The 25,215-nt window shown below is 63.4% G+C and carries 22 protein-coding genes and 1 tRNA gene; 5 read left to right on the forward strand and 18 right to left on the reverse strand.

The annotated features are described in order from the left end of the window. Positions 1-6: 6 nt before the first annotated feature. The 8 genes from F8197_RS18415 to F8197_RS18450 form a co-directional block, all read right to left on the reverse strand. Positions 7-1,305: an amidohydrolase gene (locus F8197_RS18415; RefSeq protein WP_152883121.1), complete on the reverse strand. Its 1,299-nt coding sequence runs from the start codon at positions 1,303-1,305 to the stop codon at positions 7-9. A 49-nt stretch (positions 1,306-1,354) separates the two neighbouring features. Next, positions 1,355-1,936: an aminoacyl-tRNA hydrolase gene (gene pth / locus F8197_RS18420; RefSeq protein ID WP_152883122.1), complete on the reverse strand. Its 582-nt coding sequence runs from the start codon at positions 1,934-1,936 to the stop codon at positions 1,355-1,357. A 98-nt stretch (positions 1,937-2,034) separates the two neighbouring features. Then, positions 2,035-2,634 carry a 50S ribosomal protein L25/general stress protein Ctc gene (locus tag F8197_RS18425; protein WP_019923427.1) on the reverse strand — a complete coding sequence of 200 codons (600 nt, stop codon included), beginning with the start codon at positions 2,632-2,634 and terminating at the stop codon, positions 2,035-2,037. Between the two features lie 172 nt (positions 2,635-2,806). After that, positions 2,807-3,757: a ribose-phosphate pyrophosphokinase gene (locus F8197_RS18430; protein WP_019923428.1), complete on the reverse strand. Its 951-nt coding sequence runs from the start codon at positions 3,755-3,757 to the stop codon at positions 2,807-2,809. A gap of 158 nt (positions 3,758-3,915) precedes the next feature. Further along, positions 3,916-3,992: transfer RNA gene (locus F8197_RS18435), tRNA-Gln, on the reverse strand. 75 nt (positions 3,993-4,067) lie between these two features. Beyond that, positions 4,068-4,946, reverse strand: a complete 879-nt coding sequence (ispE, locus tag F8197_RS18440) for a 4-(cytidine 5'-diphospho)-2-C-methyl-D-erythritol kinase (RefSeq protein ID WP_152883123.1) — start codon at positions 4,944-4,946, stop codon at positions 4,068-4,070. After that, positions 4,943-5,557: a lipoprotein insertase outer membrane protein LolB gene (gene lolB, locus F8197_RS18445; protein WP_152883124.1), complete on the reverse strand. Its 615-nt coding sequence runs from the start codon at positions 5,555-5,557 to the stop codon at positions 4,943-4,945. The genes ispE and lolB overlap by 4 nt, the downstream gene beginning before the upstream one ends. A 14-nt stretch (positions 5,558-5,571) precedes the next feature. After that, positions 5,572-7,383, reverse strand: coding sequence for a tetratricopeptide repeat protein (locus F8197_RS18450; protein WP_227012315.1), 1,812 nt, complete (start codon positions 7,381-7,383; stop codon positions 5,572-5,574). A gap of 133 nt (positions 7,384-7,516) precedes the next feature. Between F8197_RS18450 and mutM the strand changes: the two genes are divergently transcribed. The 3 genes from mutM to mutY are packed head-to-tail and all read left to right on the forward strand — an operon-like array spanning position 7,517 to position 11,467. Then, positions 7,517-8,350 (forward strand): bifunctional DNA-formamidopyrimidine glycosylase/DNA-(apurinic or apyrimidinic site) lyase, encoded by an 834-nt coding sequence (gene mutM / locus F8197_RS18455; protein ID WP_152883125.1) that lies wholly within the window; start codon positions 7,517-7,519, stop codon positions 8,348-8,350. Between the two features lie 26 nt (positions 8,351-8,376). Then, on the forward strand, positions 8,377-10,311 hold the full coding sequence (locus F8197_RS18460) for a dynamin family protein (RefSeq protein ID WP_152883604.1): 1,935 nt from the start codon (positions 8,377-8,379) through the stop codon (positions 10,309-10,311). 22 nt (positions 10,312-10,333) lie between these two features. Beyond that, on the forward strand, positions 10,334-11,467 hold the full coding sequence (gene mutY, locus F8197_RS18465; protein ID WP_152883126.1) for an A/G-specific adenine glycosylase: 1,134 nt from the start codon (positions 10,334-10,336) through the stop codon (positions 11,465-11,467). Here the strand turns inward: mutY and F8197_RS18470 are convergent. The 9 genes from F8197_RS18470 to F8197_RS18510 all read right to left on the reverse strand — a co-directional run bounded on the left by F8197_RS18470 (position 11,464) and on the right by F8197_RS18510 (position 21,969). After that, a complete protein-coding gene (locus F8197_RS18470) occupies positions 11,464-11,721 on the reverse strand; it encodes a hypothetical protein (protein WP_056146825.1) in 258 nt (85 codons plus the stop codon). The two genes, mutY and F8197_RS18470, sit on opposite strands and share 4 nt — an antisense overlap. Positions 11,722-11,807: 86 nt before the next feature. Beyond that, a complete protein-coding gene (locus F8197_RS18475; protein ID WP_152883127.1) occupies positions 11,808-12,959 on the reverse strand; it encodes a deoxyguanosinetriphosphate triphosphohydrolase in 1,152 nt (383 codons plus the stop codon). A gap of 9 nt (positions 12,960-12,968) precedes the next feature. Then, on the reverse strand, positions 12,969-14,621 hold the full coding sequence (gene aroKB, locus F8197_RS18480) for a bifunctional shikimate kinase/3-dehydroquinate synthase AroKB (RefSeq protein ID WP_152883128.1): 1,653 nt from the start codon (positions 14,619-14,621) through the stop codon (positions 12,969-12,971). 58 nt (positions 14,622-14,679) lie between these two features. After that, a complete protein-coding gene (locus tag F8197_RS18485; protein WP_227012316.1) occupies positions 14,680-16,890 on the reverse strand; it encodes an Ig-like domain-containing protein in 2,211 nt (736 codons plus the stop codon). A gap of 34 nt (positions 16,891-16,924) precedes the next feature. Beyond that, complete coding sequence (locus F8197_RS18490; protein WP_193333516.1) at positions 16,925-19,033, reverse strand: type IV pilus secretin PilQ; 2,109 nt, start codon at positions 19,031-19,033, stop codon at positions 16,925-16,927. Continuing rightward, positions 19,033-19,578 carry a pilus assembly protein PilP gene (locus F8197_RS18495; RefSeq protein WP_193333475.1) on the reverse strand — a complete coding sequence of 182 codons (546 nt, stop codon included), beginning with the start codon at positions 19,576-19,578 and terminating at the stop codon, positions 19,033-19,035. Before F8197_RS18495 ends, F8197_RS18490 begins: the two co-directional genes overlap by 1 nt. Then, positions 19,575-20,264 (reverse strand): type 4a pilus biogenesis protein PilO, encoded by a 690-nt coding sequence (locus F8197_RS18500; RefSeq protein WP_019923441.1) that lies wholly within the window; start codon positions 20,262-20,264, stop codon positions 19,575-19,577. Before F8197_RS18500 ends, F8197_RS18495 begins: the two co-directional genes overlap by 4 nt. Next, positions 20,261-20,896: a PilN domain-containing protein gene (locus F8197_RS18505; protein ID WP_152883129.1), complete on the reverse strand. Its 636-nt coding sequence runs from the start codon at positions 20,894-20,896 to the stop codon at positions 20,261-20,263. The genes F8197_RS18500 and F8197_RS18505 overlap by 4 nt, the downstream gene beginning before the upstream one ends. After that, positions 20,896-21,969 carry a pilus assembly protein PilM gene (locus F8197_RS18510; RefSeq protein ID WP_152883130.1) on the reverse strand — a complete coding sequence of 358 codons (1,074 nt, stop codon included), beginning with the start codon at positions 21,967-21,969 and terminating at the stop codon, positions 20,896-20,898. The genes F8197_RS18505 and F8197_RS18510 overlap by 1 nt, the downstream gene beginning before the upstream one ends. A gap of 198 nt (positions 21,970-22,167) precedes the next feature. On the opposite strand from F8197_RS18510, the gene F8197_RS18515 reads away from it, so the two are divergent. Further along, on the forward strand, positions 22,168-24,516 hold the full coding sequence (locus F8197_RS18515) for a penicillin-binding protein 1A (RefSeq protein ID WP_056146810.1): 2,349 nt from the start codon (positions 22,168-22,170) through the stop codon (positions 24,514-24,516). 56 nt (positions 24,517-24,572) lie between these two features. Here the strand turns inward: F8197_RS18515 and cyaY are convergent, their stop codons facing one another. Continuing rightward, a complete protein-coding gene (gene cyaY / locus F8197_RS18520; RefSeq protein WP_056146809.1) occupies positions 24,573-24,908 on the reverse strand; it encodes an iron donor protein CyaY in 336 nt (111 codons plus the stop codon). Between the two features lie 117 nt (positions 24,909-25,025). On the opposite strand from cyaY, the gene F8197_RS29470 reads away from it, so the two are divergent. Continuing rightward, the gene (locus tag F8197_RS29470) at positions 25,026-25,214 is read left to right on the forward strand and encodes a hypothetical protein (RefSeq protein ID WP_227012354.1); all 189 of its coding nucleotides are present in this window, start codon (positions 25,026-25,028) and stop codon (positions 25,212-25,214) included. Position 25,215: the final 1 nt, after the last annotated feature.

Consider the following 25,215-nt stretch of genomic DNA (forward strand, 5'->3'; position numbering starts at 1 on the left):
TACTGTCTACTTGGCCATCACGTTGATGACGGCGAGCGTCATGGCGCGGGCGGCGGTCTTGATGGACGGCTCCGGCACCGGCGCGTAGTACGGCGAATGGTTGAAGGCGATCGGCTTGCCGCCCGGCTTTTCGGCCTCGGCCACCGCTTCCGGCGAATATACGCCGGTAAAGAAGAACATGGCCGGAATGCCGGCGTTGGCGAACTGCGAGAAATCTTCGCTGGCGGTCATGGCCGGCATGCGCCAGACCTTGTCGTCGCCGAACGCCTGTTTCAACACGCCCTCGGTGCGCGCCACCAGTTTTTCATCGTTGATGATGGCCGCGCCGCCCGGAATCAGTTCCACGTCCGGCGCGGGCGCATCGGCCATGGCGGCCGAGGCAATCGCCGTGCGGCGCACGCCGGCCAGGATTTTCTCGCGCACTTGCGGGGTGTAACTGCGGATGGTGCCGCGCACCTTGACGCTGTCGGGAATGATGTTGCCCACACTGCCGCCGTTGATGGCGCCGATGGTCACCACGCCGAATTCCTTGGGATCTTTTTCGCGGCTGATCACGGTCTGCACATCGACCACGAAGCGCGCGGCGATCATCACCGGATCGACCGCCTTGTCCGGCGCCGAGCCATGGCCGCCCCGGCCTTTAAAAGTGATTTCGATGGCGTCCGAGTTCGACGACACCGGCCCGCTGTTATAGCCGATGGTGCCGTAGGCGTGCGGCCACGAGTGCAGCGCGAACGCGTAGTCCGGCTTGCCGAAACGAGTAAACAGGCCGTCATTGATCATGGCCTTGGCGCCCGAGACGATTTCCTCCGCCGGCTGGCCGATGAACATCAAGGTACCCTTCCACTGGGATTTGAGCGCCACCAGCGTGCGCGCCGTGGCCAGCCAAGCCGCCATGTGGACGTCGTGGCCGCAGCTGTGGGCCACCATGGTGTCCTTGCCGTCGAGCTGGGCGTGGGCCTTGCTGGAATAGTCGAAGCCCGATTTTTCTTCCATCGGCAAGCCGTCCATCTCGGTACGCACCAGCACGGTCGGGCCGGGGCCATTCTTGTAAATGGCGACGATGCCGGTCTTGCCCACCTTTTCCGTGACCTCGAAGCCGATCGCGCGCATCTCGGCCGCCAGCTTGGCAGCCGTGCGCACTTCCTGGAACGCCAGTTCGGGATGGGCGTGCAAGTCCTTGTAGATCGCATCGAGCTTGGGATACATGGCGTCGATTTTAGCGGCGACCGCGCCGTTATCCTGGGCGAAGGCTGGCAACACCAGCATGGAAGCGAACAAGGCGGCAAGCGGGCGGAGCGTCATCGATGGTGTCCTCATCTGGAGAAAGATTCCTCCAGCATACCATCGCAGCTTAGGCCGTATGCAACTTCATGGTGGCCGCGTCGAACTTGCCCTCGATAATGGACGGCATGACCAGCAACGATTTATCGATCGCCTGCTCGATCAGGTCCTGGTCTTCGCGGCGCGGACGGTGCAGCACGAAATCGGCCACCTGCTGTTGCAAGCTCAAGCTGCGCGGGTGGCCGATGCCGAGGCGCAAACGCCAGTAGTCCTGCGTGCCAAGCGCAGCGGTGATGTCTTTCAAGCCGTTATGGCCGCCGGCCGAACCGCCTCTTTTCAGACGCGCAATGCCGGGCATCAGGTCCAGCTCGTCGTGCACGACCAGCACTTCGTCGGGGTTGATCTTGAAGAAGCGGCACAGTCCGCCCACCGACTGGCCCGAGCGGTTCATATAGGTCTGCGGTTCGAGCAGGTACACTTCCTGGCCCGAGATCGAGGTCTTGGCCATCAGCGCGTTGTACTTGGTCTCGCGCTGCAGGCGGGCGCCGCTGCTGTTGGCGAGGTTGTCCACCAGCCAGAAGCCGGCGTTGTGGCGGGTTTGTTCGTATTCGGCGCCGGGATTGCCGAGGCCGACGATGAGGCGGATGGGCATAGTGTTCAGTCAAATAAGCGGGATTATCGCGCAAACGAAAAAAAACCCCGCCAGCACGAACGCTGGCAGGGTTTCCATGACGCGTAAAGCGTCAAGAATTACTTCTTAGGCTCTTCAGCAGCAGCTTCAGCAGCAACTTGACCAGCTGGTACCGATGCGGTAGCAACGGTCAGGTCGTTACCGTGGGTAACTGCGGTCACGCCTTTTGGCAGGGCCAGGTCAGCCACGTGGACCGAGGTTCCGACGTCAACGTTGGTCAGGTCAACGGTGATGAATTCTGGCAGGTCTGCTGGCAGGCATTCGATTTCGATTTCGTTCAGCACGTGGCTGATGGTCGCGCCGTGCAGTTTGACTGCTGGCGAGATGTCGGCGTTTTCGAAGTGCAGCGCAACTTTCACGTGCAGTTTTTCCGAAGCGGTCACGCGCTGGAAATCAGCGTGCAGAACCAGTTGCTTGAATGCGTGGACTTGGAAGTCGCGCAGCAGCACTTTTTGTACTTTACCGTCGATTTCCAGATCCAGGATCGACGAGTGGAACGCTTCTTTTTTCAGCGCGTGGTACAGGGCATTGTGATCCAGCGAGATGGTTACTGGGGCTTCGGTGCCACCGTAGATGATGCCAGGGGTTTGGCCCGAATTACGCAGGCGGCGGCTCGCTCCGGAACCTTGCAATTCGCGTTTGAATGCAACAACTTTCATGTGATACTCCAAAAATTACAGGGCTTGCGCCCCGTGTTATGAAGCCCCCGCGACCAGGGTGCTTCGAAAATGAGCGCAAAACGCTCATGAAATCGGGAAAGCGGGAAAACCACAACGGCGCAACCGGTGAAACCGGGTGCGCCGCCAGTAAAACTGATCGCTGAGCCGTGGCTTAGTCGATGAAGAGCGAAATCACGGAATCGCCCTTGATGATGCGTTTGAACGTCTCGGCCAGCAGCGGCGCGCACGTCAGTTGACGGATCTTGCCGCAAGCCTTGGCTGCGTCGGACAGGGGAATCGTGTCGGTCACGACCAGCTCGTCCAGCGACGAATTGGTAATGCGCTCGATTGCCGGGCCCGACAGCACAGCGTGGGTGCAATACGCCACGACTTTCTTGGCGCCGCGCTCTTTCAATACTTCGGCAGCTTTGACCAGGGTGCCGGCGGTATCGACCATGTCATCCATGATCACGCAGTTGCGGCCTTCGACTTCACCGATGATGTTCATCACTTCGGAAACGTTGGCTTTCGGACGACGCTTGTCGATGATGGCCAGGTCGCAACCGAGGCGCTTGGCCAGCGCACGGGCACGGACCACGCCGCCGACGTCCGGGGACACCACCAGCAAGTCTTCGTTGTTCTTTTTCTGCAGGTCGCCCAGCAGGATCGGCGACGCGTAGATATTGTCCACCGGGATATCGAAGAAGCCCTGGATTTGATCGGCGTGCAAGTCCATGATCAGGACGCGCTCGACACCGGCTTTTTCCAGCATGTTGGCGATGACCTTGGCCGAGATCGCAACGCGCGCCGAACGGGGGCGACGATCTTGACGGGCATAACCAAAGTAAGGAATGGCGGCGGTGATACGGCCAGCGGACGCGCGCTTGAGCGCATCGACCATCAGGATCAGTTCCATCAGGTTGTCGTTGGTCGGTTGGCAAGTCGACTGCAGCACGAAGACGTCTTTACCACGCACGTTTTCGTTAATCTCGACCATGACTTCGCCGTCCGAGAATTTCGAAACATTGGCTTTGCCGAGGGGAATACCGAGATTTTTAGCGACTCCTTCTGCCAACGCAGGATTAGCGTTGCCGGTAAAAACCATCAGGTTTTCGTAAGCCATTAGGAGTCCCAGAGATAGTAGAAGAAATTTTTGAAGATCGCTTGCGCAACTGACGTTGATCGCGAAGCGCTGTACAGTTGAATGCGACGCGCTGGACGCCGGCATTTTTGCTTGACCTGGCCGGAGACTAGTGCCTCGACGGTTCCAGATAAAACGAATGGCAGGGGAACAAGGATTCGAACCTTGGTATGCTGGAATCAAAATCCAGTGCCTTAACCAGCTTGGCGATTCCCCTACGCAACTTGCTACTTGTCGCTACAGGCCAATATTATACAGCCATTTTCACGAGAAGCAAAATCTTTTTTCTCACTCACAACATGTCGATGATCGGATGCTGTTTCAGCGACTGGGCTTTCCAGACTTTCCACTTTGCTGGCGCTTTTAAAAGCACCGCATCGGCTTCTGATTCTGTTGCCACCGCGCTAAACACACAAGCACCGGAGCCAGTCATCCTGGACTCACCGTAAGCACTGAGCCATTCTACCGCTTCTGCCACCGGCGGGAACAACTCCATTGCCACTTGTTGTAAATCGTTTCTACCAAATCCCTTTGAATCGTTTTGATTTTCAAGGTGCCTGGAAAAGTCCGTTATCTTAATGACCGGCGTGTCTCTTGTCAAACGTTCTGACGAAAAAATTGCCGGGGTCGGCACTTGCACGCCTGGCTCGATGACGATGTACCAACACTGCGGCGCCTCCACCGCCTGCAATTCTTCGCCCACGCCTTCGGCAAACGCGGTCTGGCCAAAGATGAAAAACGGGATGTCAGCGCCCAGCGGCAAGCCCAGCGCCATCAGTTCCTGCTGGTTCAGGCCGGCATGCCACAAGGCGTTCAGGGCCATGAGCGTGGTGGCCGCGTCGGACGAGCCGCCACCGAGGCCGCCGCCCATCGGCAGCACCTTGTCGATGGCGATATCGACACCGCGCGGCAAGGCGCCGGTACGGCGCTGTACTTCGGCCTGCAACAGCCTGGCGGCGCGGATGACCAGGTCGCTCTCTTCCGGCACCCCGGCCAGCTCCGTCACGCGGCGCAGCGCGGTATCGCCCCTCAGGGTGAAATGCAGGGTGTCGCCGTGATCGACCAGCTGGAACACGGTTTGCAGCAAGTGATAGCCATCGGCGCGGCGGCCGTTCACGTGCAGGAACAGGTTGAGCTTGGCGGGAGCCGGGCAATTGAGCAGACGGTTCATGACGCTGGCGCATCGAGCACGATGCGGAACGACAGCTCATCGACCTGCTGGCCCAGCGTCAGGCGCGTGACGTCGATGCGGCGCGGCTTGGGCACGGCGGCCGCTTCGTCATGCCAGCCCAGGTAGTCGATCTTCCAGCCGTCGCGCGTGACCACGCTGTCGTTGGCCGGCGAGGCGGTGAAGCGCTTGCCGTCGGCGTCGGTGGCATAGCCTTGCAGCCAGTCGCGCAGGCCGCCCACGGGCAGGGTCCAGCCCAGCGCCTGGTGCGTGAGACTGTCGAGGTCTGGCGCGGTGCGCAGCGGCTGGCCGCTTTGCTGCAGGGTGGCGGCCTGATCGGTCACGCTGATGCGGGCCACGGTCTGGCCGGTGGGCGAGTTCAGGCTGACATCGGTACGGGACGGGGTTTGCTGCCAGTTGAAGTTGCCGTTCATGGCTTCCTTCTTGCCATCGCGGATAAAGCTGATGGCAATGCGGCCGTTGAGTTCGATCGCGTCCTGGTAACTGGCAACTGTGGCGGCCGAGCGCGGCACGGAAGCGCAGCCGGCCAGCACCGACAGTGCGGCAGCGAAGGCCAGCACCGGTGCGGCACGGCGAAAAAGGGTAAAAGTCATCGTTGAAGTGGTTTCTAGTTGGCCTGATCGGTCTTCAGGCTCTGGTTGAGGCGCGCCAGCGTGCTTTTGAGCGCGTCGTTTTTCGGATCCTTGCCATGGGCTTCCTGCCACAGCTTGCGGGCGCCTTCGACATTTCCCTTGGCGAACAGTACTTCACCGAGGTGCACGGCAATCTCGGGATCGCTGCGCACGGCGTAGGCGCGGCGCAGGTAGTTTTCCGCTTCGTCCAGGTTGCCCATGCGGAATTGTACCCAACCCATGCTGTCCATGATGAACGGATCGCCAGGCGCCATTTTCAGGGCTTGCTCGACCAGCGCGTACGCTTCAGGCAGGCGCTCGTTGCGCTCGGCCAGCGAGTAGCCGAGCGCGTTGTAGGCGTGCTGGTTATCGGGCGCGGCAATCATCACCTGGCGCAGTGCGGTTTCCATCAGCTCCACCTGCCCCACTTTCTCGGCGCCGAGCGCAAAATCGTACAGCAGGTCGGGATTGTCGGGATAGCGCTTGATGGCGTTTTGCAGCACCATGAAGGCGGTGGTGGTGTCGCCGGCGTCGCGCAGCACCTGGGCGTCGGTCTGGAAGATTTGCGCCTGCTCGTCGGCGCCGTTGGCGGTCAGTTGTGCCAGTTCCTTGCGCGCTTCCTCTAACTTGCCCTGGCGCGCGGTCAGCACCGCCCACTTCAAGCGCGCGGCAAAGTACAGTTTTTCGTCGCTGCGATCGACCTTGTCGAGCCACTTGATGGCGATGTCGGCGTCGCCGCGCTGCTCGGCCAGTTGCGCCAGGATCATCAGCACCTTGCTCGGGTCGCGCTCGTCGTCGGGTTGCTGCTCGAGCACGCCCACGAAGCGGGTAAAGTAGGTTTCAGCGCCGGCCAGGTCGTTGTTCTGCATGCCCATCACACCCAGCGCGTACAGCGTGGCAAGGTTGTCGGGCTGGTCCTTGAGCAAGACCAGGAATTGCTGGCGCGCCGACTCTGGCTGCTTGGCGTCGATCAGCACGCGGGCGAACGCCGCCCGCGCTTCACGCGCTTTCGGGTACTTGTCGAGGAAGTTATTGAGCACCTTGAGCGCCACGTCGATGTCGCCGGACACCTGGGCCTGGGTCATGGCAGCCAGTTCGGATGATGGTTCGATGGCGGCGGCCTTGTCGGCCTCGGCGCGGGCGCGGGCGGCGTCGTTGAGGGCAAAAGCGCCCTGCGCCAGGATCAGATGGCTTTCCACCAGGTTGTCGTACGGCGCCAGCACGCGTTCCTGCAAGGCGAACGCGGCAGCCTTGTCCTGGGCGCGCAGCAACAGCTGCTGCATCTGGAACATGGCCACCACGCGCGCCGGCCCCTGGGCCTGCGCCAGGCGTTTGGCAAAAATCGGTTCAACCTCGGTCAGATCGTTGCCGACGATGGCAAAGCCGAGGAAATACTGTGCTGCTTCGTCCGAGTCCGGCGCCAGGGTGCGCCACAGGCGGATGGCGGCCACCGCCTCGCTACCCTGTTTGGCCACCAGCGCCATGTCGGCAGCGCGCTTGGCCAGGCGCGGATCGCGGGTTTGCTGGGCCAGCGACATCATGGTGACGAACGGTCCCTGCCACTCGCCCTGCTTGAATTCCAGCTCGGCCTTGGTGATGCGGTACAGGATGTCGCCGGTGAGCGCGTTGTTGGGCAGCGTGGCGTCCGCTGCCGTCGTGTCTGCTTGCTTGTCGGAATTGTCTGTAGCGGCGGACTCCGGCGCCGGGGTGGCGGCAGGCGCTGGCGCAGCGTCGGCCTGCGCTGGCGGCTGCGTGGCGCACGCCGACAGCAAGGCGGAGAGGGTTACAATGGCGAAAGCGTTTTTCAAGGGAACATCCTGGCTGGTGTACGGGGTCGCTTCGATTTTACGCGCAAGCCGGGGCTTGCGTCTTTTGACTAGTGTAACCAAATATTGGACGTACCCAGTTTCCTCCCCCATTCATGAGAGGTTTGCCCAGCAGATGCCAGAATTACCAGAAGTGGAAGTCACCCGGCGCGGCGTCGCGCCCCATCTCGAAGGCCGCGCCGTGCAGGACGTGGTGTTGCGCCGCGCCGGCCTGCGCTGGCCGTTTCCCGAGCAACTCCAGCAACTGCTGGCCGGCCGCACCGTATTGAGCACCGGCCGGCGCGGCAAATACCTGCTCGTGCATTTCGAGCACGGCACCCTGATCATCCACCTGGGCATGTCCGGCCATTTGCGGGTGATGGCGGTCGGCATCGAACCGGAAAAGCACGACCATTTCGACCTGGTGGTTGCCAGCCCGGACGGCCCGCAAGTGCTGCGCATGAAAGATCCGCGCCGCTTCGGCGCGGTGCTGTGGCATGACGACGCCGACGGCGCACTGGACAGCCATATCCTGCTGCGTGCGCTGGGCGTGGAGCCGCTGGAAGACGGTTTTTCCGGCAAGCTGCTGTACGACCGCACGCGCGGCCGCAGCGCGCCGGTCAAGCAGGTGCTGCTGGCCGGCGATATCGTGGTGGGCGTGGGCAATATCTACGCGTCGGAAAGCCTGTTCCGGGCCGGTATCAATCCGAAAACCCCGGCCGGGCGCATCAGCCTGGCGCGTTATGAAAAGCTGGCCCAGGCGATCCGCGAGATCCTGGCCGAGGCCATCATCCAGGGCGGCAGTACCTTGCGCGACTTTATCAGCGTTAATGGCCAGTCAGGCTACTTCCAGCAGACATATTTCGTCTATGATCGGGCAGGCGTGCCGTGCAAGGTGTGCGCGGCGCCGGTGCGCCAGATCAAGCAGGGCCAGCGTTCCACTTTCTATTGCGTGAATTGCCAAAAGTAACTGTCAACAACGAGGCACAGCCGATGATGGTCAGCGATTTCGAGCACTACAGCGCCTGGCGCCAGGGCGTGGTCACCGCGCTGGAGCACTACCAGGCGTGGGTGGCCGAGGCCGCCCTGCTCGACGCCGCCACGGCCCAGCGCATTGTCCGCGCCCTGGCCCGGCTGGCCGACGACAAGCTGTCGGTGGCGTTCGTGGCGGAGTTTTCGCGCGGTAAGTCCGAGCTGATCAACGCCATCTTCTTTGCCGACTACGGCCAGCGCATCCTGCCGTCCTCGGCCGGGCGCACCACCATGTGCCCGACCGAGCTGATGTACGATGCCGCGCTGGCGCCGTCGCTGCGCCTGCTACCGATCGAAACCCGCGCCGACAACCTTTCCACCGGCGATTACCGCGACCAGCCTGCCGCCTGGACCGTGCTGCCGCTCAACCTCGATGCCGGCGCCCACATGCACGAAGTGTTCAAGCAGGTGAGCATGACACGCCGCGCACCGGTCGAGGAAGCACGGCGTTACGGCCTGTACGATGACGAAGATCCCGACCTGCGCGATGCGGTGGACGCGCACGGCACGGTGGAGATTTCGCTGTGGCGCCACGCCATCATCAATTTCCCCCACCCGCTGTTGAAACAGGGCCTGGTGATCCTCGATACGCCGGGCCTGAACGCCATCGGCACCGAGCCGGAACTCACGCTCAACCTGATTCCCAACGCCCATGCCGTGCTGTTCATCCTGGCCGCCGACACGGGCGTGACGCGCAGCGACATCGAAGTGTGGCGCAACCATATCGGCGCTGGCGCCGGCCGCATGGTGGTACTGAACAAGATCGACAGCATGTGGGACGAGCTGCGCAGCGAAACCGAGGTCAGCGAAGAAATCGCGCGCCAGCAGGCCAGCGTGGCACAGGTACTGGCGCTCGAACCGCGCCAGGTATTCCCGGTCTCGGCGCAAAAGGCGCTGGTGGCCAAGATTAACGGCGATGGCGCCCTGCTCGCGCGCAGCCGCTTGCCGGCGCTGGAAGCGGCCCTGTTCGACGAGCTGATTCCAGCCAAGCAGGACATCGTGCGTCGCCAGCTGCGCGACGATCTGCAGGCGCTCAGTACCGCGCAATCGTCGATGCTTGCCGCCCGCGCGCGCGGCATTGTCGAGCAGTTGCACGAACTGCGCAGCCTGCGCGGCAAGAACCGCACCGTGATCGAGCACATGATGCGCCGTATCGACGTGGAAAAGCGCGAGTTCGACGCCAGCCTGTTCAAGCTGCAAGCCACGCGCGCCGTGTTTACCCGCCTGTCCACCGAGCTGTACACCAGCATCGGCATGGACATCGTGCGCGACGATATCGACCTGGTGCGCGAGCAAATGCAGCGCAGCCGCTTTTTCCTCGGCGTGCGCGAAGCCGTGCGCCAGTACTTCGAGCGCATCCGCGCCCGCCTGGATGCAGCCGAACATAAAACCGCCGAAGTGAGCGAAATGATGGGCGTGATGGTGCGCCGCTTCGCCAGCGAACACGGCATGAGCCTGGCGCTGCCGCTGCCGTTTTCGCTGGCGCCCTACCGCGACGAAATCGCCAATATCGAGGCGATCTATTACAAGCAATTCGGCACCGCCACCCTGATCACCACCAGCCGCGTGGTGCTGATGGAAAAATTTTTCGATACCATCGCTTCGCGCGTGCGCGGCTGCTTCAAGTCGGCCAACGTCGATGCCGAAGCGTGGCTCAAGGTGGTGATGGCGCCGCTGGAGGCGCAGATCCGCCAGCACAAGGATCAGCTGAAACACCGGCAGGCTTCGATCCAGCGCATCCACGACGCCACCGACAGCCTGGAACAGAAAATCGATGCACACGAACGCGACCAGCACACGCTCGACGCCCAGAAAGTGCATCTGCAACAATTGGCGGCGGCCATCGCCTGCGCCATCGAGGCCGGTCTTGAGGAAGACCCGGCGCTCGAAGCCGCCTGAGACTTTTACACCCAAGGACACAATGAAGTACACCGCAGTAGAGCATTACGCCGACCCCAGCTTTTCCGATGCACTGATCGCCTGGCAACAACAACACGGCCGCCACGCGCTGCCGTGGCAAAACACCCGCGACGCCTACCTGATCTGGCTGTCCGAAATCATGTTGCAGCAAACCCAGGTCTCAGCCGTGCTCGGCTATTACGCGCGTTTCCTGGAACGCTTTCCCACCTTGCGCGACCTGGCGGCGGCGCCGGTCGAAGACGTGATGGCGCAGTGGAGCGGCCTGGGCTACTACACCCGCGCGCGCAACCTGCACAAGTGCGCGCAGCGCGTCGTCAGCGAGTACGACGGTGTGTTTCCGTCCGACCCGGCGCTGCTGGCGGACTTGCCGGGCATCGGCCGTTCGACGGCTGCGGCAATTTCCGCGTTTTCCAGCGGTACCCGCGCGGCCATCATGGACGGCAACGTCAAGCGCGTGTTTGCCCGCGTGTTCGGCATCGACACTTTTCCCGGCGAGCGCAAGACCGAGGAAATGATGTGGCTGCGCGCGGTCGCCCTGCTGCCCGAGCAAGGCATCGAATCGTACACGCAAGGCCTGATGGACCTGGGCGCCACAGTCTGCACCCGCAGCAGCCCCGCATGCGAACGCTGCCCGATGCAAACACGCTGCGTGGCCTACGCCACCGGCCGCACCCGCGAACTGCCGGTGCGCAAGCCGAAAAAAATCTCGCCGGAAAAACACGCGGTGATGCTGACGATTATCGACGGCGGCCAGGTGCTGCTCGAACAGCGTCCGCCCACCGGCATCTGGGGCGGCCTGCTGTCGCTGCCAGAACTCGATGGCCACCTGCTGGCCGAGGACGACGACGTGCCGGCGGCAGACGACACGCTGCTGTTACAGGCAGTAGGGAAGTTCGGCGAAATGGAGTCGGCCGAGCGGTTGACGACCGTGACGCATGTCTTCACGCACTACAAGCTGCACATCGCACCGTACCGGATCACGCTGGCCCGGCGGCTGGACATGGTGGCCGAAGGCGGTTACGTGTGGCTCGATGCTGCCAAATTAGCGGACGCAGCGCTGCCAGCGCCGATCAAGAAACTGTTGCTGGAATTGGTAGGGGATGGCAAGGCGGCGCAACAGCGCATGGATTTTTAATGCACGTAGCGTGCGATGGCAAAGGTGATACCGACCAACGTGAACGAGGTGGCGACGAACCATTTGATGATGGTCGATTCGAGTAGTGTCATCTTTGATTCCATCTTCGACTCCAGTTCGGCGAATTTCACATGGACTTGACCGAACTGGACAGCAATTTCCTCACGCAATATCGCGATATCCAGCTTGCTCGCGTAATGGTCAGCGACATGTTGTTTCAATTCCTTGAACCGGTCGGCAACTTCGGCTTCCATGATCGCTCCTGCAGATAAAGGTGAAGGTGGACCTTGATGATCTGCCGCACACCCTTGCCTGTCAAGCGGCGTGCTGTTGCGCCAGATCAGAGCTCATCAAGTGAAAACAGGCGCCGGTGTTCGCGGATCGCGTAGCGGTCGGTCATGCCGGCGATGTAGTCGGCAATCTTGCGCGCCTGCCTGCCGGCATCGCCGTCCTTGTCGTGATAGTCGGGCGGCAGCAGCACCGGCTCGGCCATGAAAGCATCGAACAACTCGCGCACGATGCGGCTTGCCTTGACGCGCATGCGGTTGACCTTGTAATGGCGATACAGGTTCTCGCGCAGGAAGCGTTTCAGTTCGGTCGCATCCTTGCGGATCGGGTCGGAAAAACGGATCAGCGGCGGCGCCTGCCTTACGTCGTCCAGCGAGCTCGGCGCCACGTCGGCAATCAGGGCGCTGGACGTGGTAATCAGGTCGTCCGCCAGCGCCGTGATCAGGCGCCGCAGGGTTTCATAAATGGCGCGCCGGCCGGTCAGGCCCGGGAACGCCTGCTGCACGTCGCGGTACAGCCGGGCAAAGAAATCAACCTGCTGCAACTGCTCGATGGTGATCAGGCCCGAGCGCAGGCCGTCGTCGATATCGTGGCTGTTGTAAGCGATCTCGTCGGCCAGGTTGGTCAGCTGCGCTTCCAGCGACGGCTGGGTGCGTTCAATGAAACGGATCGCTACCGGCCCCAGCAGGCGGGCATTGTGCAGCGAGCAGTGCTTGAGGATGCCCTCGCGGGTTTCGAACATCAGGTTCAGGCCGTTGTACGCGCCGTAGTGTTCTTCGAGTTCATCGACCACGCGCAGGCTTTGCAGGTTGTGCTCGAAGCCGCCGTGGTCCTTCATGCAGTCGTTGAGCACGTCCTGGCCCACGTGACCGAACGGCGTGTGGCCCAGATCGTGCGCCAGCGAAATTGCTTCCACCAGGTCTTCGTTCAGGCGCAGGTTGCGCGCGATCGAGCGGCCCACCTGCGCCACTTCCAGGCTGTGCGTGAGGCGCGTGCGGAACAAATCTCCCTCGTGGTTGAGAAAGACCTGGGTCTTGTATTCGAGCCGGCGGAACGCCGACGAATGGATGATGCGGTCGCGGTCACGCTGGAACTGGCTGCGCGACGAATGCGCAGCCTCCGGGTAGCGCCGCCCGCCACCGGCCGAAGAAGACGCTGCCGCCGAATGGGCGGCATAGGGAGCCAGGTACTCTTCGGGCAGCATGATGGCTCCTTAATCGCACGCCACGTGGGCCGCCAGCGTAGCCAGCAGCAGTTCCTGCGGCGCGTTGGTGATGCTGGGCGCACCCAGCGGCTTGAGCAGGATGAACTTGATGGCGCCGCCTTCGTTCTTCTTGTCCACTTCCATCAACTCGAGCCAGCGCGCCGTGCCCAGGTCGGGCGCCTTGACCGGCAGACCGGCCGCCGCGACCAGCGCGCGCACGCGGGCCACGGTCGCGGCATCGACCAGGCCCAGGCGCTGCGACAAGTCGGCCGCCATCACCATGCCGCAGCCGACCGCTTCGCCATGCAACCACTCACCGTAGCCGAGGCCGGCTTCGATGGCGTGGCCGAACGTGTGGCCGAAATTGAGGATGGCGCGCAGGCCGCCCTCGCGCTCGTCCTGGCGCACCACGTCGGCCTTGATTTCGCACGAGCGGGCAATCGCATACGCCAGGGCGCCCTTGTCGCGCGCCATCAACAGGCCGATATTGGCTTCGATCCAGTCGAAGAAGGCGGCGTCGATGATGGCGCCGTGCTTGATCACCTCGGCCAGGCCGGCCGACAGTTCGCGGTCGGGCAAGGTTTCCAGGGTGGACGTGTCGGCAATCACCGCGCGCGGCTGATAGAACGCGCCGATCATGTTCTTGCCCAGCGGGTGGTTGATGCCGGTCTTGCCGCCCACCGACGAATCGACTTGCGAGAGCAAGGTGGTCGGCACCTGGATAAAATCCACGCCGCGCATATAGCTGGCCGCCGCGTAGCCGGTCAGGTCGCCGATCACACCGCCGCCCAGGGCGATCAGCGTGGTCTTGCGGTCGGCCTTGTTGGCCAGCAGGGTGTCGAAGATCTGCATCAGGCTGGACCAGTTCTTGAACTCCTCGCCGTCGGGCAGGATCACCGACATCACCTGCTTGCCGGCCGCGCGCAGCGCCGACTCCACGCGCTCGAGGTACAGCGGTGCGACGGTGGTATTGGTGACGATGGCGACTTTGCCGCCATTGACATGGCGCGCCAGCAGCGACGGGTCGTTCAGCAGCGACGGACCGATGGAAATCGGGTAGCTGCGCTCGCCCAGGTCAACATTTAACAGGATGGTGGATTCTTCGTTCATCGATGGTTGGGCTCTGGTGGAACAGTTGGGCGCGGCTTCGCAGGCCAGCTTTTCCAGTTGATTCAGGATGGTCAGGACCATCGATTGTACGTTAGGACGGCCGGTATCGATGACGATATCGGCGATTTCCATGTACAGCGGATCGCGCACCGCCATCAGCTCCTCGAGCTTCTTGCGCGGATCGGCGGTTTGCAGCAGGGGCCGGTTCTTGTCGTGGGCGGTGCGCTGGAGGATGCTGTTGACGGTGGTGCGCAGGTAAATCACCATGCCGCGCGCCTTGAGGTGGGCGCGGTTGTCGGGATCGAGCACGGCGCCGCCGCCGGTGGCCAGCACCAGGTCCTGCTGGCCGGTCAGCTCGCGGATCACCTCGGCTTCGCGGCGGCGAAAGCTCGGCTCGCCCTCGATCTCGAAGATCCACGGAATCGACGCGCCGGTGCGCGCCTCGATCTCGTGATCGGAGTCGACAAAGCGCAGCCCCAGCTTGCGGGCCAGGATGCGGCCGATGGTGGTCTTTCCAGCACCCATCAAACCGACTAGAAACACATTTTGCATGCAAAATCCAACTAAGTGCGGGCGGCTCCGACGCCCGCATGCGCCAGTGATTAAGCGGCTATTGCGGGTTGCTGCACGTCGTCGCCACCCCGTATGGGCTGACCGCGCCCGGCGGCGCGACATTCTGGTTTGTGTAATCGCTACTCAAACCTAGCAAGTGTACCAGAGAGGTGTACGTCGATTCGCTGCCATTTGCCTGTCCGCGCACGGTCAGGTTCACATCGAGCCAGTTGGCGCGGTCGCGCGGATACACGAGCGACACCGTGGCCCGCCCGGTGGCATCGGTGGTCACAGCCGGCGTCACGGTCACCGGAATGCCCGGCTCGAGCCTGCCATTGCCGTTGAGATCCTCGCCGGCGTCGAGGATGCCGTTGCGGTTCAGGTCCTCGTTATCGCACGGTATCCGCTGCACCGGCAGCCACGGTCCCGGATCGCTGTAACCGAGCAGGCCCTTGAAATAGTTCACCGGCAGCACCGACGTGGTCAGGCGTACGCCGGACACCGCATTGCCGGCCGCATCGGTGACGAACACCGCGAAATCCTGCTGGTAAGTGGAACTGTCGGGCGTGGTGATCAGGTTGCCGGTGCCGGCGCTGATGAACAGCGAGCGCTGCGCCACGGTCAGCATGGCGGTGGCGCTGTTGTTGACCACGCCCCCGCCGACGATGCGCGCCCGGATCTGCACGCCGTTGGTGGCAGTGGGCGTGGCGCCGGCAATGAAGCTCACCGTGGCCGAGCCGTCGGCGGCGGTGGTCACGTCGGACGGCTGGGTGAGCGAACCACCGCTGGCGTCCGACTGTATCGAGAACGACACCAGCGCATTCTTGACCGGGTTGTTCTGCGCCGGGCCGTCGCGCACCACGGCGCGCAGCGTGACCTGCTGGGTGATGCTGCCGGCCGTGTTGACGCCGATCACTGCCGGGTCGGCCTGCACGGTGATGGTCGAGGCGGTGGTGAGCGGCGCGACGAACTCCAGGTCGGACTGGGTGCCCAGGATGCCGGCCCGGGCCGTCAGCGTGGCCACGCCCGGGCTGTTGGCGTCGATGTAGGCGGTGGCGGCGCCACCGGCCAGCGTCAGCGCGCCGTTCAATGGCACGGTGCAGCCTGCATTGGCATACACGGTGCCGCGCGAACTGCTGATGGTTACGTCACCGCTGGATCCGCCGGTCACCGCCACCTGGCGGCAACTGCCGATATTGGTGCTGGTCACCACGTTGCCGCCGCCGTCGAGCACGCGCACGGCAAAACTCGACGTGTTGATCGCAATTGCCGTCGATGCCGTCTCGCCCAGCGAGCGCACGGTGATCACGTCGGCGCTGCCGCCGCTGGCCGCGTAGGTCAGGATCAATTGGCCGGCGGCGTTGGTCACCGCCGTGCCGCCGCCCTTGACGGTCAGCGCATTGGCGTTCGACGCGAACGTCACCGGCTTGCCGACCAGCGCATTGCCGGCCGAATCGACCAGCTTGACCGCAACGTCGGCAGCCGCACCCGCGTTGATGGTGGACGGCGCATTGACGGTAAGCCGGTTGCCGGCCACGTTGACCACGGTGGCGACCGGTGCGGCGCCCGCCGCGCTGGCAGTGATGCGGATCGCGCGCGAGGCGGGGTCGCCGCCGGTGCTCAGTTTTTCGGAAACGATGCCCTGGGCGTTGGTGGTGCGCGAGGTCAGCGTCAGGCTGCCGGAATCGGCTTTCAGGTCCACCACCACGCCCGGCAGCGCGGTATTGTTGGCGTCGCGCACCAGCGCCACCACGGTCACTTCGCTGCCGGCCGCGCCGGCCGAGGCCAGGGTGCCGCTGTCGGTGGTGAGCGAGAGCGACGGCACGGCCGTGACCACCGCCACCTGCACCGGTGCGGACGTGCGCCCGCCGGCGCTGGCCGTGACGGTGATGACGCGCAGCGACGCGTCCCCGGCCACGCTGAGTTTTTCCGCGACCTGGCCCGCCGTGTCGGTCACGCGGTTGGTACTGCTCACGGTGCCGGAACTGGCGGTAAAACTGACCGTCTCGCCGACCAGCGCATTGCCACCGCTGTCCTTGACGATGGCCGTCAGCGTCACCTCGGTGCCGGCCAGGCCCGACGAGGCGATGGTGGCGGCGCTGGCCTGCACCGCCACGCTGGCTACTTTTGACGTCGTGGGCGGCGTGACGGTACCGCCGCCGACCGTGCCGGGCGAACCGCCACCGCCGCCGCAACCGACCAGCAAGCTTGCAAAGATGGTCGCTGCCAGCCAGCCGATGAGGCCCTTCATACGAATCATGCGTTCCATGCGCTATCCCTCGATGTGTAGCCTGGCGGCCCGGTTACTTGACTTTGTCGGTGACGATTTTCGGCGTGATAAATACCAGTAATTCGGTCTTGTCGTTGGTGCGGCCCGTGGTACGGAACAGGTAGCCGAGCACCGGCACGTCGCCCAGCAACGGCACCTTGCTGGTCGAGTTGCGCTCGGTCTGCTGGTAGATCCCCCCCAGCACCACCGTGCCGCCGTTTTCCACCATCACCTGGGTCTTGATGTGCTTGGTGTCGATGGCAAAGCCGGACCGGGTTTCCTGGCCCACGCTGTCCTTGTTCACATCGACCTCGATCACCACGTTGCCGTCGGGCGTGATCTGTGGCGTCACTTCCAGCCGTAAATTCGCCTTGCGGAACTGGATCGACGTGGCGCCGCTGCTGGTGGCCACCTGGTACGGCAACTCGATGCCCTGCTCGATCAGCGCCATCGCCTTGTCGGCCGTGATCACGCGCGGGCTCGAGACGATCTTGCCGGTACCGTCTTCTTCCAGCGCCGACAATTCCAGGTTGAGGAAACGGTTGTCGGCTGCCGAGAACAGGCTCAGCGCCAGGCTGGCGGCGTCGATGCCGTTGATGCCGGCGGCCGGCAAGTTGACGAACTGGGTATTGTTGTAGCTGGTGGCGGTGGGCGCGATCTGCCCCGTCACCTCGCCCACGCCGGTGATGTTGCCGCCGATGCCCACGCGGGTGTTGCCGCTGCCCACCTGGTAGCCGGAGTTACCGCCGCGCACGGTACGCATGTCGGAAAAGCCCAGCTTGGCGCCAAGATTGCGCGTAAAGGTGTCGCTGGCCTCGACGATGCGCGCCTCGATCAGCACCTGCTTGGTAGCCACGTCGGTCTTGGCGATCAGGCGCCGCACGTCCTCGATCTTGGCCGCCGTATCGGTGACGAACAGCTGGTTGGTGCGCGGCTCGATGATGGCGCTGCCGCGCCGCGACAGCACGCGGTTGCCGGCGCCAGCGGCGGCATCGAGGCCGAACACGGTGCGGAACGCCTCGGCCTTCTGGTAATTCAATTGGAAGATTTCGGACTTCAACGGCTCGAGGTCGGCGATCTGGGCGCGCTGCTCGAGTTCAAGCTTTTCCTTGGTCAGCAGCTCTTCTTTTGGCGCGATCCACAGCACCGAGCCGTTCTTGCGCATGTCCAGACCCTTGGCCTGCAGGATCACTTCCAGCGCCTGGTCCCACGGCACGTCTTTCAGGCGCAGGGTCAGGTTGCCGGTCACGCTGTCGCTGGTGATGATGTTCAGGCCCGACACATCGGCAATTACCTGCAGCGCTGCGCGCACTTCCAGGTTCTGGAAATTGAACGACAACTTGTCGCCGCGATAGCCTTGCGACCCCTGCACGATGCGGCGCGGATCTTCCTTGATCGGCCGCACGTCCACCACCAGTTGCGCATCGTTCTGGTACACGCTCTGCTCCCACAGGCCGCGCGCCTCGATGGTCATGCGCGCATGATCGCCCTGCTGCACCGTGGTGACAAAGCTGACCGGCGTGCCGAAGTCGCCGACGTCGAGCCGGCGCCGCAGCGACTCCGGCGCACCGGCGCCGATGAAATCGACCACCACGCCGATGGGCGTTTGCCGCACATCGGCCGCCGCGCCGCGCGGCAGTTCCACCACTACCCGCCCCTCGCCGTTGTCGCCACGGCGGAAATCGATGGCTTTCAACAGCGGCTTCTCGGTGGCCTGGGTAGTGGCCGCCGAGGCGGCAGCGCTTGCCGCTCCCGCACTGGTATCGATGGTCAGCACCACGGCCTTGCCGTCGATGGCCATGGTGTAGCCGAGGCTGCGATTCAGGTTGAACAACAGCCGCGCGCGGTCGCCCGCCTGCACCACTTGCACGTTGCGCAAGTCGCCCAGGCCGAAGTCGTGCTCGGTCTTGCCGGTGCGGTTGCTGATCGCGCCGAAGTCGAGCGCGATGCGCGGCGGGTTACTGATGGCAAACGCGGCAGGCAACGCGGCGGGCGGTTGCGCCAGCCCGATCCGCACCACCAGGCTGGCGCCCTGCTGGCTGGCGGTAATCGTGTCGATGGCGTTGCTGTCCTGGGCGCGGGACGCGCCGCCGGCAAACAGTAACAACAGCAACAAAAATAGTTGAGCCATCAGTCGAGCCATCATTTGGCGGTCTCCTTGCTTTCCTGTAGTTCCAGCGTGGCCAGGTGTTCTACCCAGTCGCCGGTGGCGTCCTGCACGACTTCGCGGATGGACACGGTGTTGTCGGAGATGGCGGTGACGACGCCATGGTTCTGGCCCAGGTACTGCCCCTTGACCACCTTGTACACATTGCGGTCGATTTGCAGCACGGCGTACATGGTGCCTTTCATTTCCATGGTGCCCACCATTTTCACGGTATCGAGCGGATAGTTTTCCAGCAACTCCTTGCGCCGCCTGGGATCCGGCGCCAGCCCGCCGCCACCCGCGCCAGCGTCGGCCCCCTGCCGCGCCAGCTCGCCCAGCAGCTTGCCGGGGTTGAACGGATCGAGCACCTCCTTTTGCTGGTAGGCGAACGGAATGAAGGTCTTCGGCTCGGCCAGCGGCGGCACGCCCACCCTGGTTTCGGCATCGACCTGTTTCATCCAGGCGCGCACTTCCTGCACGTCGCTGTCGCCGCAGCCGGCCAGCAATACCATTAACAGGCATGGGAGAAGGCGCAGGTTCATGATCGCTTGGCCGCTTTCTTTTTCGCGTCAGCCGCCTTGCGCTGGGCCTGCACTTCGTCGGGATCGAGGTAGCGGAAAGTCTTGGCCACGGCGTCGAGCGTCAGTACGCCGTCCTTGCCGGTGCTGAGCGTCATGTTGTTGAGGGTGACGATGCGCGGCAGGTTGGCCATGTCGGCGGCAAACGCGCCGATGTCGTGGTAGGTGCCGGTAACCTTGATGTCGATCGGCAGCTCGGCATAGTAGTCGCGCAGCACCACCTGCGCCGGTTTGAACAGCTCGAACTGCAGGCCGCGCCCGGAGCCGGCCTGGTTGATGTCGGTCAGCAGCGCGGCCATCTCGGCCTTGCTCGGCAACTGCTTTTGCAGGCGATCGACATACCGGTCCACTTGCAGCTTTTGCGCCTGCAACGCTTCCAGGTTGATGGCCTTGGCAGTCTTGAGACGGTATTCCGCGCGCAGCCGCACCTCGGCCTGGGCGCCCGCCTCCTCCACCTCGAACTGGCCGCTCCAGTACGCGAAATAGCCGGCCACGATCATCGCCACCGCCACCCCGGCCGCGCACAGCACGCGCGGCGCCAGCGGCCACTGGCCCGGCTGGCGGCGGTTGAGATTGCGAAACTGGGCGGTGAACCGCGCGGCCAGTTCGCCCAGGTCGGGACCGGTGCGGCGCTTGGGTTTGCTCTTCATCCCGCCTGCCCTCCCGCCGCTGAAGGTGTTGGCGCCGGGCCTGGCGGCTGCGTGGGCGGCACCACGTCCTTGTCGCGCGGCCGGCGGATGTTGACGATCAAATTGAATTCCACCACCTTGCGCACCGCGCGCCCCTGCGTCAGCGCCGCCGCCTTCACTTCGATCAATTCCGGCTTTTCCAGCCACGGCGACGCGCCGGCCAGGTTGCGCAGCAGTTCCGATACCCGCTCCTGCGATTGCGCATAGCCATCGACAGTCACCTTCTGCCCCTCCTGGCGGAAGCCTTTCAGATACACGCCGGCCGGGGTTTGCTTGACCAGCTCATCGAGCAGGTACACCGGCTGGTTGCGGTCGCCCTGCAAGTCTTCGACTGCCTGCTGGCGCGCCTTCAGTGCTTCGATTTCCTGTTTCAGGGTGGCGATGCGGGCGATTTTTTTGTCCAGTTCGCCGATGGCCGACGTGAGCGCGCCGTTGCGCTCTTCCTGGATCGAAATCGCCCGTGCGTTGTACGCCCCCACCATCAGCACCACCGCCACGCCCACCACGCCGCCCAGCGCCAGCAGCGCCACGAACGCAGCCTGCTTCTGCTTGCGTTTTTCTTCGCGGTGGGGCAGCAGGTTGATACGTATCATCAGCCGAACCTCCGCAACGCCAGCCCGCAGGCCACGAGATATGCCGGACCGTCAACGCGCAATTGCGATTCGCGCACTGTCGGTCCCAGTTGCATGCCCTTGAAGGGCGCCGCCACCGCGCAGGCGATGCGGGTGCGGCTGGCGATCAGGTCCAGCAAACCCGGCAGCAAGGCGCAGCCGCCGGCCAGGAACAGCCGGTCGATGCGCGTGTAGGGCGTGGACGTATAAAAGAACTGGATCGCACGCGTCACTTCCATCACCGCGCTTTCCAGGAACGGCGTGAGCAGTTCCGGCACGTAGGTGTCGGGCAGGTCGTTGGCTTTCTTGCGCGCCTCGGCCTCCTCGAAGGCCATGCCGTAGGCGCGCACGATGTCGTGGGTAAGCGAGTTGCCACCGAACGGCTGCTCGCGCTCATAGACGGTAGCGCCATCGAGCATGACCGAAATGTGCGTGACCTGGGCCCCCACCTGGAACAGCGCCACCACGCGGCCGGCGCCAGCCTCGGGCATCAGCGCGGTCACGCGATCGAGCGCGGCGCGGGCGGCGTACGATTCGATGTCCATCACCGTCGCTTTCAAACCGGATGCCTCGGCAATCGCCACCCGGTCCTCGATTTTTTCGCGGCGCGACGCGGCCAGCATCACCTCCACGTCCTCGGGCGAATTGGCGGGGCCGATGATGTCGAAATCCAGGCTCACTTCGTCGAGCGCAAACGGAATGTACTGGCTGGCTTCGGACTCGACCTGCATTTCCAGTTGTTCTTCCGACAGCCCGGCGGCCAGGATGATTTTCTTGGTGATCACCGAGGCCGGCGGCATGCCCAGCGCCACCAGCTTGGCGCGGGTGCCGCTTTTCTTGCACACGCGGCGCACGGTTTCCACCACCTGGTCCATGTTCTCGATGGCGCCATCGACCACGGCGCCACGCGGCAGCGCCTCGGCCGCATAACGCTCGAGGCGCAACTCGTCCTTGGCGCCCTGTGCCAGCTCCACCAAACGTACGCAAGATGTACTGATGTCAATACCAATCAACGGCGGATTACGAGGGCCGAACAGGGCCTGGAATGCGTTCATGCGCCTCCCGAGAGTGAACTCCTACAGTAAGTCGAGCCTGTATCGGTGTAAAGATATTTCTGTCGCGCACGATTCGCTTTCACCACACTTGTTACGGTCGATCATGCAAGCTGTGCCAAAACCGGGCCGCCACAGGCGCGCCGCTGGTTCGGCACTCGCTTATAATGGCCCGGATTATTTTCAGAAAGATCGAACTGCATGGCTTCTTCCAAATCGGCTCCTCCCACCGGCGACGGCGGTACTCCGCGTAAAACCAGATCCGCCTCGCGTTTCTTCCTGATGGCCGGCCTGTCCGTACTGGGCCTGGGCGTGGGCGGCGTGCTGCTGGTGGTCTTCGGGCTGGCGATGGCCTACCCCAACCTGCCCGAGCTCGACACCCTGACCGACTATCGCCCCAAGATGCCGCTGCGGATCTTCTCGGCAGATAACGTCCTGATCGGCGAGTTCGGCGAGGAACGCCGCAACCTGGTGCGCATCAAGGACATTCCCGATGTGATGAAGAAGGCCGTGCTGGCCATCGAGGATGACCGCTTTTACGAACACGGAGGCGTCGATTACACCGGCATCCTGCGCGCGGCCGTGCACAATGCCACCGGCGGCGCCAAGCAGGGCGCATCGACCATCACCCAACAAGTCGCGCGCAACTTCTTCCTTTCCAGTGAGCAGACCATCAAGCGCAAGGTCTATGAAATGCTGCTGGCCTGGAAAATCGAGAAAAACCTCAGCAAGGACCAGATTCTCGAGGTTTATATGAACCAGATTTACCTGGGCCAGCGCGCCTATGGTTTCTCGTCGGCTGCGCAAATCTATTTTGGCAAGAATATCCGCGACATCACCGTGGCCGAAGCGGCCATGCTGGCCGGCTTGCCGAAAGCGCCATCGGCCTACAATCCGGTCGTCAACCCCAAGCGCGCGCGTACGCGCCAGCAGTACATTCTTACCCGCATGCACGCGCTTGGCTATATCAGCGACCTGCAGTACGAGGAAGCGCGCGCCGAGCAGCTCAAGGTCAAGACCGACAGCAGCGAGTTCGGCGTGCACGCCGAATACGTGGCCGAAATGGCACGCCAGCTGGTCTATGAACAGTTCAAGGAAGACACGTATACGCGTGGCCTGAACGTCTTCACCACCATCACCAAGGCCGACCAGGACGCCGCCTACCTGGCGCTGCGCAAGGGTGTGATGGACTACGAGCGCCGCCACCCGTACCGCGGCCCGGAAGCGTACATCGACATTCCAGCGAAAAAGGAAGACGCCGACGACGCCATCGAGACCGAGCTGGCCGACCACCCGGACAGCGACGACATCATCGCTGCAATCGTGCTGCAAGCCACGCCGCAGCTGATCGTGGCGGTCACCGCCTCCGGCGAGGAAATCCGCATCAGCGGCGCCGGCCTGGCCATGGGCCGCCAGTGGCTGTCGGACAAGGCCGCGCCCAACAAGCGCATCCGCCGGGGCGCCGTGGTGCGCGTGATGCGCGAAGAAAAGGACTGGGAACTGACGCAAATGCCGCAGATCGAATCGGCCTTTGTGGCAGCGAGCACCGAGGACGGCGCCATCAAGGCCATGGTGGGCGGCTTCGACTACAACCGCAACAAGTTCAACCACGTGACGCAGGCGTGGCGCCAGCCCGGCTCGTCGTTCAAGCCGTTCATCTACTCGGCCTCGCTCGAGCGCGGCCTGTCGCCGGCCACCATCATCAATGATGCGCCGATCTCGTTCGACGCCGGCCAGACCGGCGGCCAGGCGTGGGAACCGAAGAACTACGACGGCAAGTACGACGGCCCGATGACCATGCGCCGCGGCCTGACGAAATCGAAAAACATGATTTCGATCCGCATCCTGCACAAGATCGGCGCCAAGTATGGCCAGGAATACACCACGCGCTTCGGTTTCGACGCCGACAAGAACCCGCCGTACCTGACCCTGGCGCTGGGCGCGGGCAATGTCACGCCGCTGCAAATGGCCGGCGCCTACGCCGTGTTTGCCAACGGCGGCTACAAGGTAAGCCCGTACCTGATTGCCAAGGTCACCGACGCCGACGGCAAGATCCTGTCGCAAGCCACGCCCGACAAGGCCGGCGACGAGAAGAACCGCGTGATCGACGAGCGTAACGCCTTCCTGATGGACAGCATGCTCAAGGACGTGGTGCGCTTCGGCACGGCCGCCAAGGCGCTGGCGCTCAAGCGCCCGGATATTTCGGGCAAGACCGGCACCACCAACGATTCGATCGACGCCTGGTTCGCCGGCTATCAACCGAAGCTGGTCGGCGTGGCCTGGATCGGCTACGACCAGCCGCGCAACCTGGGCAACCGCGAAACCGGCGGCGGCCTGGCGCTGCCGATCTGGATCAACTACATGCAAAAGGCGCTGAAAAACATCCCGATCGAGGAACGCGCGGTACCGGAAGGCGTGATGCTGGTCGGCGACGAGTACTACTACGCCGAGAACCCACCGGGCACCGGCGTCCACAATATCGACGGCGCCAACCAGGGTACCCCGGCCGAAGAAAAGGCCAAGGACGCAGTCAAGAACGAGCTGTTCTGATAGCGGAATGAAAAACGGCAGCCTGAGGCTGCCGTTGTTGTATCTGCACGCAGTTTTTAATTTGCCGTGATCACCACGGGCGCCCCACCCTGCGCGCTGACCATCTCCGACAGCGAGGCCAGCATCTCGGAGCCGTCGCGGGTGTTGATCCACTGGCCTTCGACCTGGCGATAGTGGTAGCCTCCCGAACGCGACGCTACCCACAGTTCCTTCATCGCCGCCTGGCTATTGACGATGATCTTGGAACCGTTGTGGAGGAATTCGATTTCGAGCACATTGCCGCTGCGGCTGCATTCGACGTCGATCATGTCTTCGTCGTTCAATTTGTCCAACGCCGCCTCGATGGCGTCGAGGGTGGCCTCGGCCTGCGCCAGGAATTCTGAATCGCCCATGCTAAACTCCAGTATCTATAGTCAATCCGTGATTCTATCGTGAAGTCTGCCCCGACATCCCCTATTCGTTATGCTGTCTCTCCGATTATCGGCGCCGCCACCCTGGCGCTGACGGTCATGCTCGGCGGTTGCGGCCAACCCGGCCCGCTCTACCTGCCCAAGCCGCCAGTGACAAAACCTGCCAAGAGCAGCACGGTCCCGGTATCCCCGGCCGCCGAGCCGCCGGCGCCCATCGTGCCGACGCCGGCCGAGCCACTGGCTCCGCCGTCCATGCAGTCCCCCACCACCGTACCGTCCACTAAATAAT

This window comes from Duganella sp. FT27W (assembly GCF_009295655.1).
GTDB classification, from domain to species: Bacteria; Pseudomonadota; Gammaproteobacteria; order Burkholderiales; family Burkholderiaceae_D; genus Rugamonas; species Rugamonas zoogloeoides.

Bases quoted from the DNA above. Each gene is read 5' to 3' on its own strand.
- F8197_RS18485 (WP_227012316.1), bottom strand. From the start codon at position 16,890: ATGGAACGCATGATTCGTATGAAGGGCCTCATCGGCTGGCTGGCAGCG.
- F8197_RS18505 (WP_152883129.1), bottom strand. From the start codon at position 20,896: ATGATACGTATCAACCTGCTGCCCCACCGCGAAGAAAAACGCAAGCAG.
- lolB (WP_152883124.1), bottom strand. From the start codon at position 5,557: ATGACTTTTACCCTTTTTCGCCGTGCCGCACCGGTGCTGGCCTTCGCT.
- F8197_RS18510 (WP_152883130.1), bottom strand. From the start codon at position 21,969: ATGAACGCATTCCAGGCCCTGTTCGGCCCTCGTAATCCGCCGTTGATT.
- F8197_RS18475 (WP_152883127.1), bottom strand. From the start codon at position 12,959: ATGCTGCCCGAAGAGTACCTGGCTCCCTATGCCGCCCATTCGGCGGCA.
- aroKB (WP_152883128.1), bottom strand. From the start codon at position 14,621: ATGCAAAATGTGTTTCTAGTCGGTTTGATGGGTGCTGGAAAGACCACC.
- cyaY (WP_056146809.1), bottom strand. From the start codon at position 24,908: ATGGGCGATTCAGAATTCCTGGCGCAGGCCGAGGCCACCCTCGACGCC.
- F8197_RS18490 (WP_193333516.1), bottom strand. From the start codon at position 19,033: ATGGCTCGACTGATGGCTCAACTATTTTTGTTGCTGTTGTTACTGTTT.
- F8197_RS18415 (WP_152883121.1), bottom strand. From the start codon at position 1,305: ATGACGCTCCGCCCGCTTGCCGCCTTGTTCGCTTCCATGCTGGTGTTG.
- mutM (WP_152883125.1), top strand. From the start codon at position 7,517: ATGCCAGAATTACCAGAAGTGGAAGTCACCCGGCGCGGCGTCGCGCCC.
- mutY (WP_152883126.1), top strand. From the start codon at position 10,334: ATGAAGTACACCGCAGTAGAGCATTACGCCGACCCCAGCTTTTCCGAT.
- F8197_RS18460 (WP_152883604.1), top strand. From the start codon at position 8,377: ATGGTCAGCGATTTCGAGCACTACAGCGCCTGGCGCCAGGGCGTGGTC.
- F8197_RS18500 (WP_019923441.1), bottom strand. From the start codon at position 20,264: ATGAAGAGCAAACCCAAGCGCCGCACCGGTCCCGACCTGGGCGAACTG.
- F8197_RS18470 (WP_056146825.1), bottom strand. From the start codon at position 11,721: ATGGAAGCCGAAGTTGCCGACCGGTTCAAGGAATTGAAACAACATGTC.
- F8197_RS29470 (WP_227012354.1), top strand. From the start codon at position 25,026: ATGCTCGGCGGTTGCGGCCAACCCGGCCCGCTCTACCTGCCCAAGCCG.
- F8197_RS18495 (WP_193333475.1), bottom strand. From the start codon at position 19,578: ATGAACCTGCGCCTTCTCCCATGCCTGTTAATGGTATTGCTGGCCGGC.
- pth (WP_152883122.1), bottom strand. From the start codon at position 1,936: ATGCCCATCCGCCTCATCGTCGGCCTCGGCAATCCCGGCGCCGAATAC.
- ispE (WP_152883123.1), bottom strand. From the start codon at position 4,946: ATGAACCGTCTGCTCAATTGCCCGGCTCCCGCCAAGCTCAACCTGTTC.
- F8197_RS18425 (WP_019923427.1), bottom strand. From the start codon at position 2,634: ATGAAAGTTGTTGCATTCAAACGCGAATTGCAAGGTTCCGGAGCGAGC.
- F8197_RS18515 (WP_056146810.1), top strand. From the start codon at position 22,168: ATGGCTTCTTCCAAATCGGCTCCTCCCACCGGCGACGGCGGTACTCCG.
- F8197_RS18430 (WP_019923428.1), bottom strand. From the start codon at position 3,757: ATGGCTTACGAAAACCTGATGGTTTTTACCGGCAACGCTAATCCTGCG.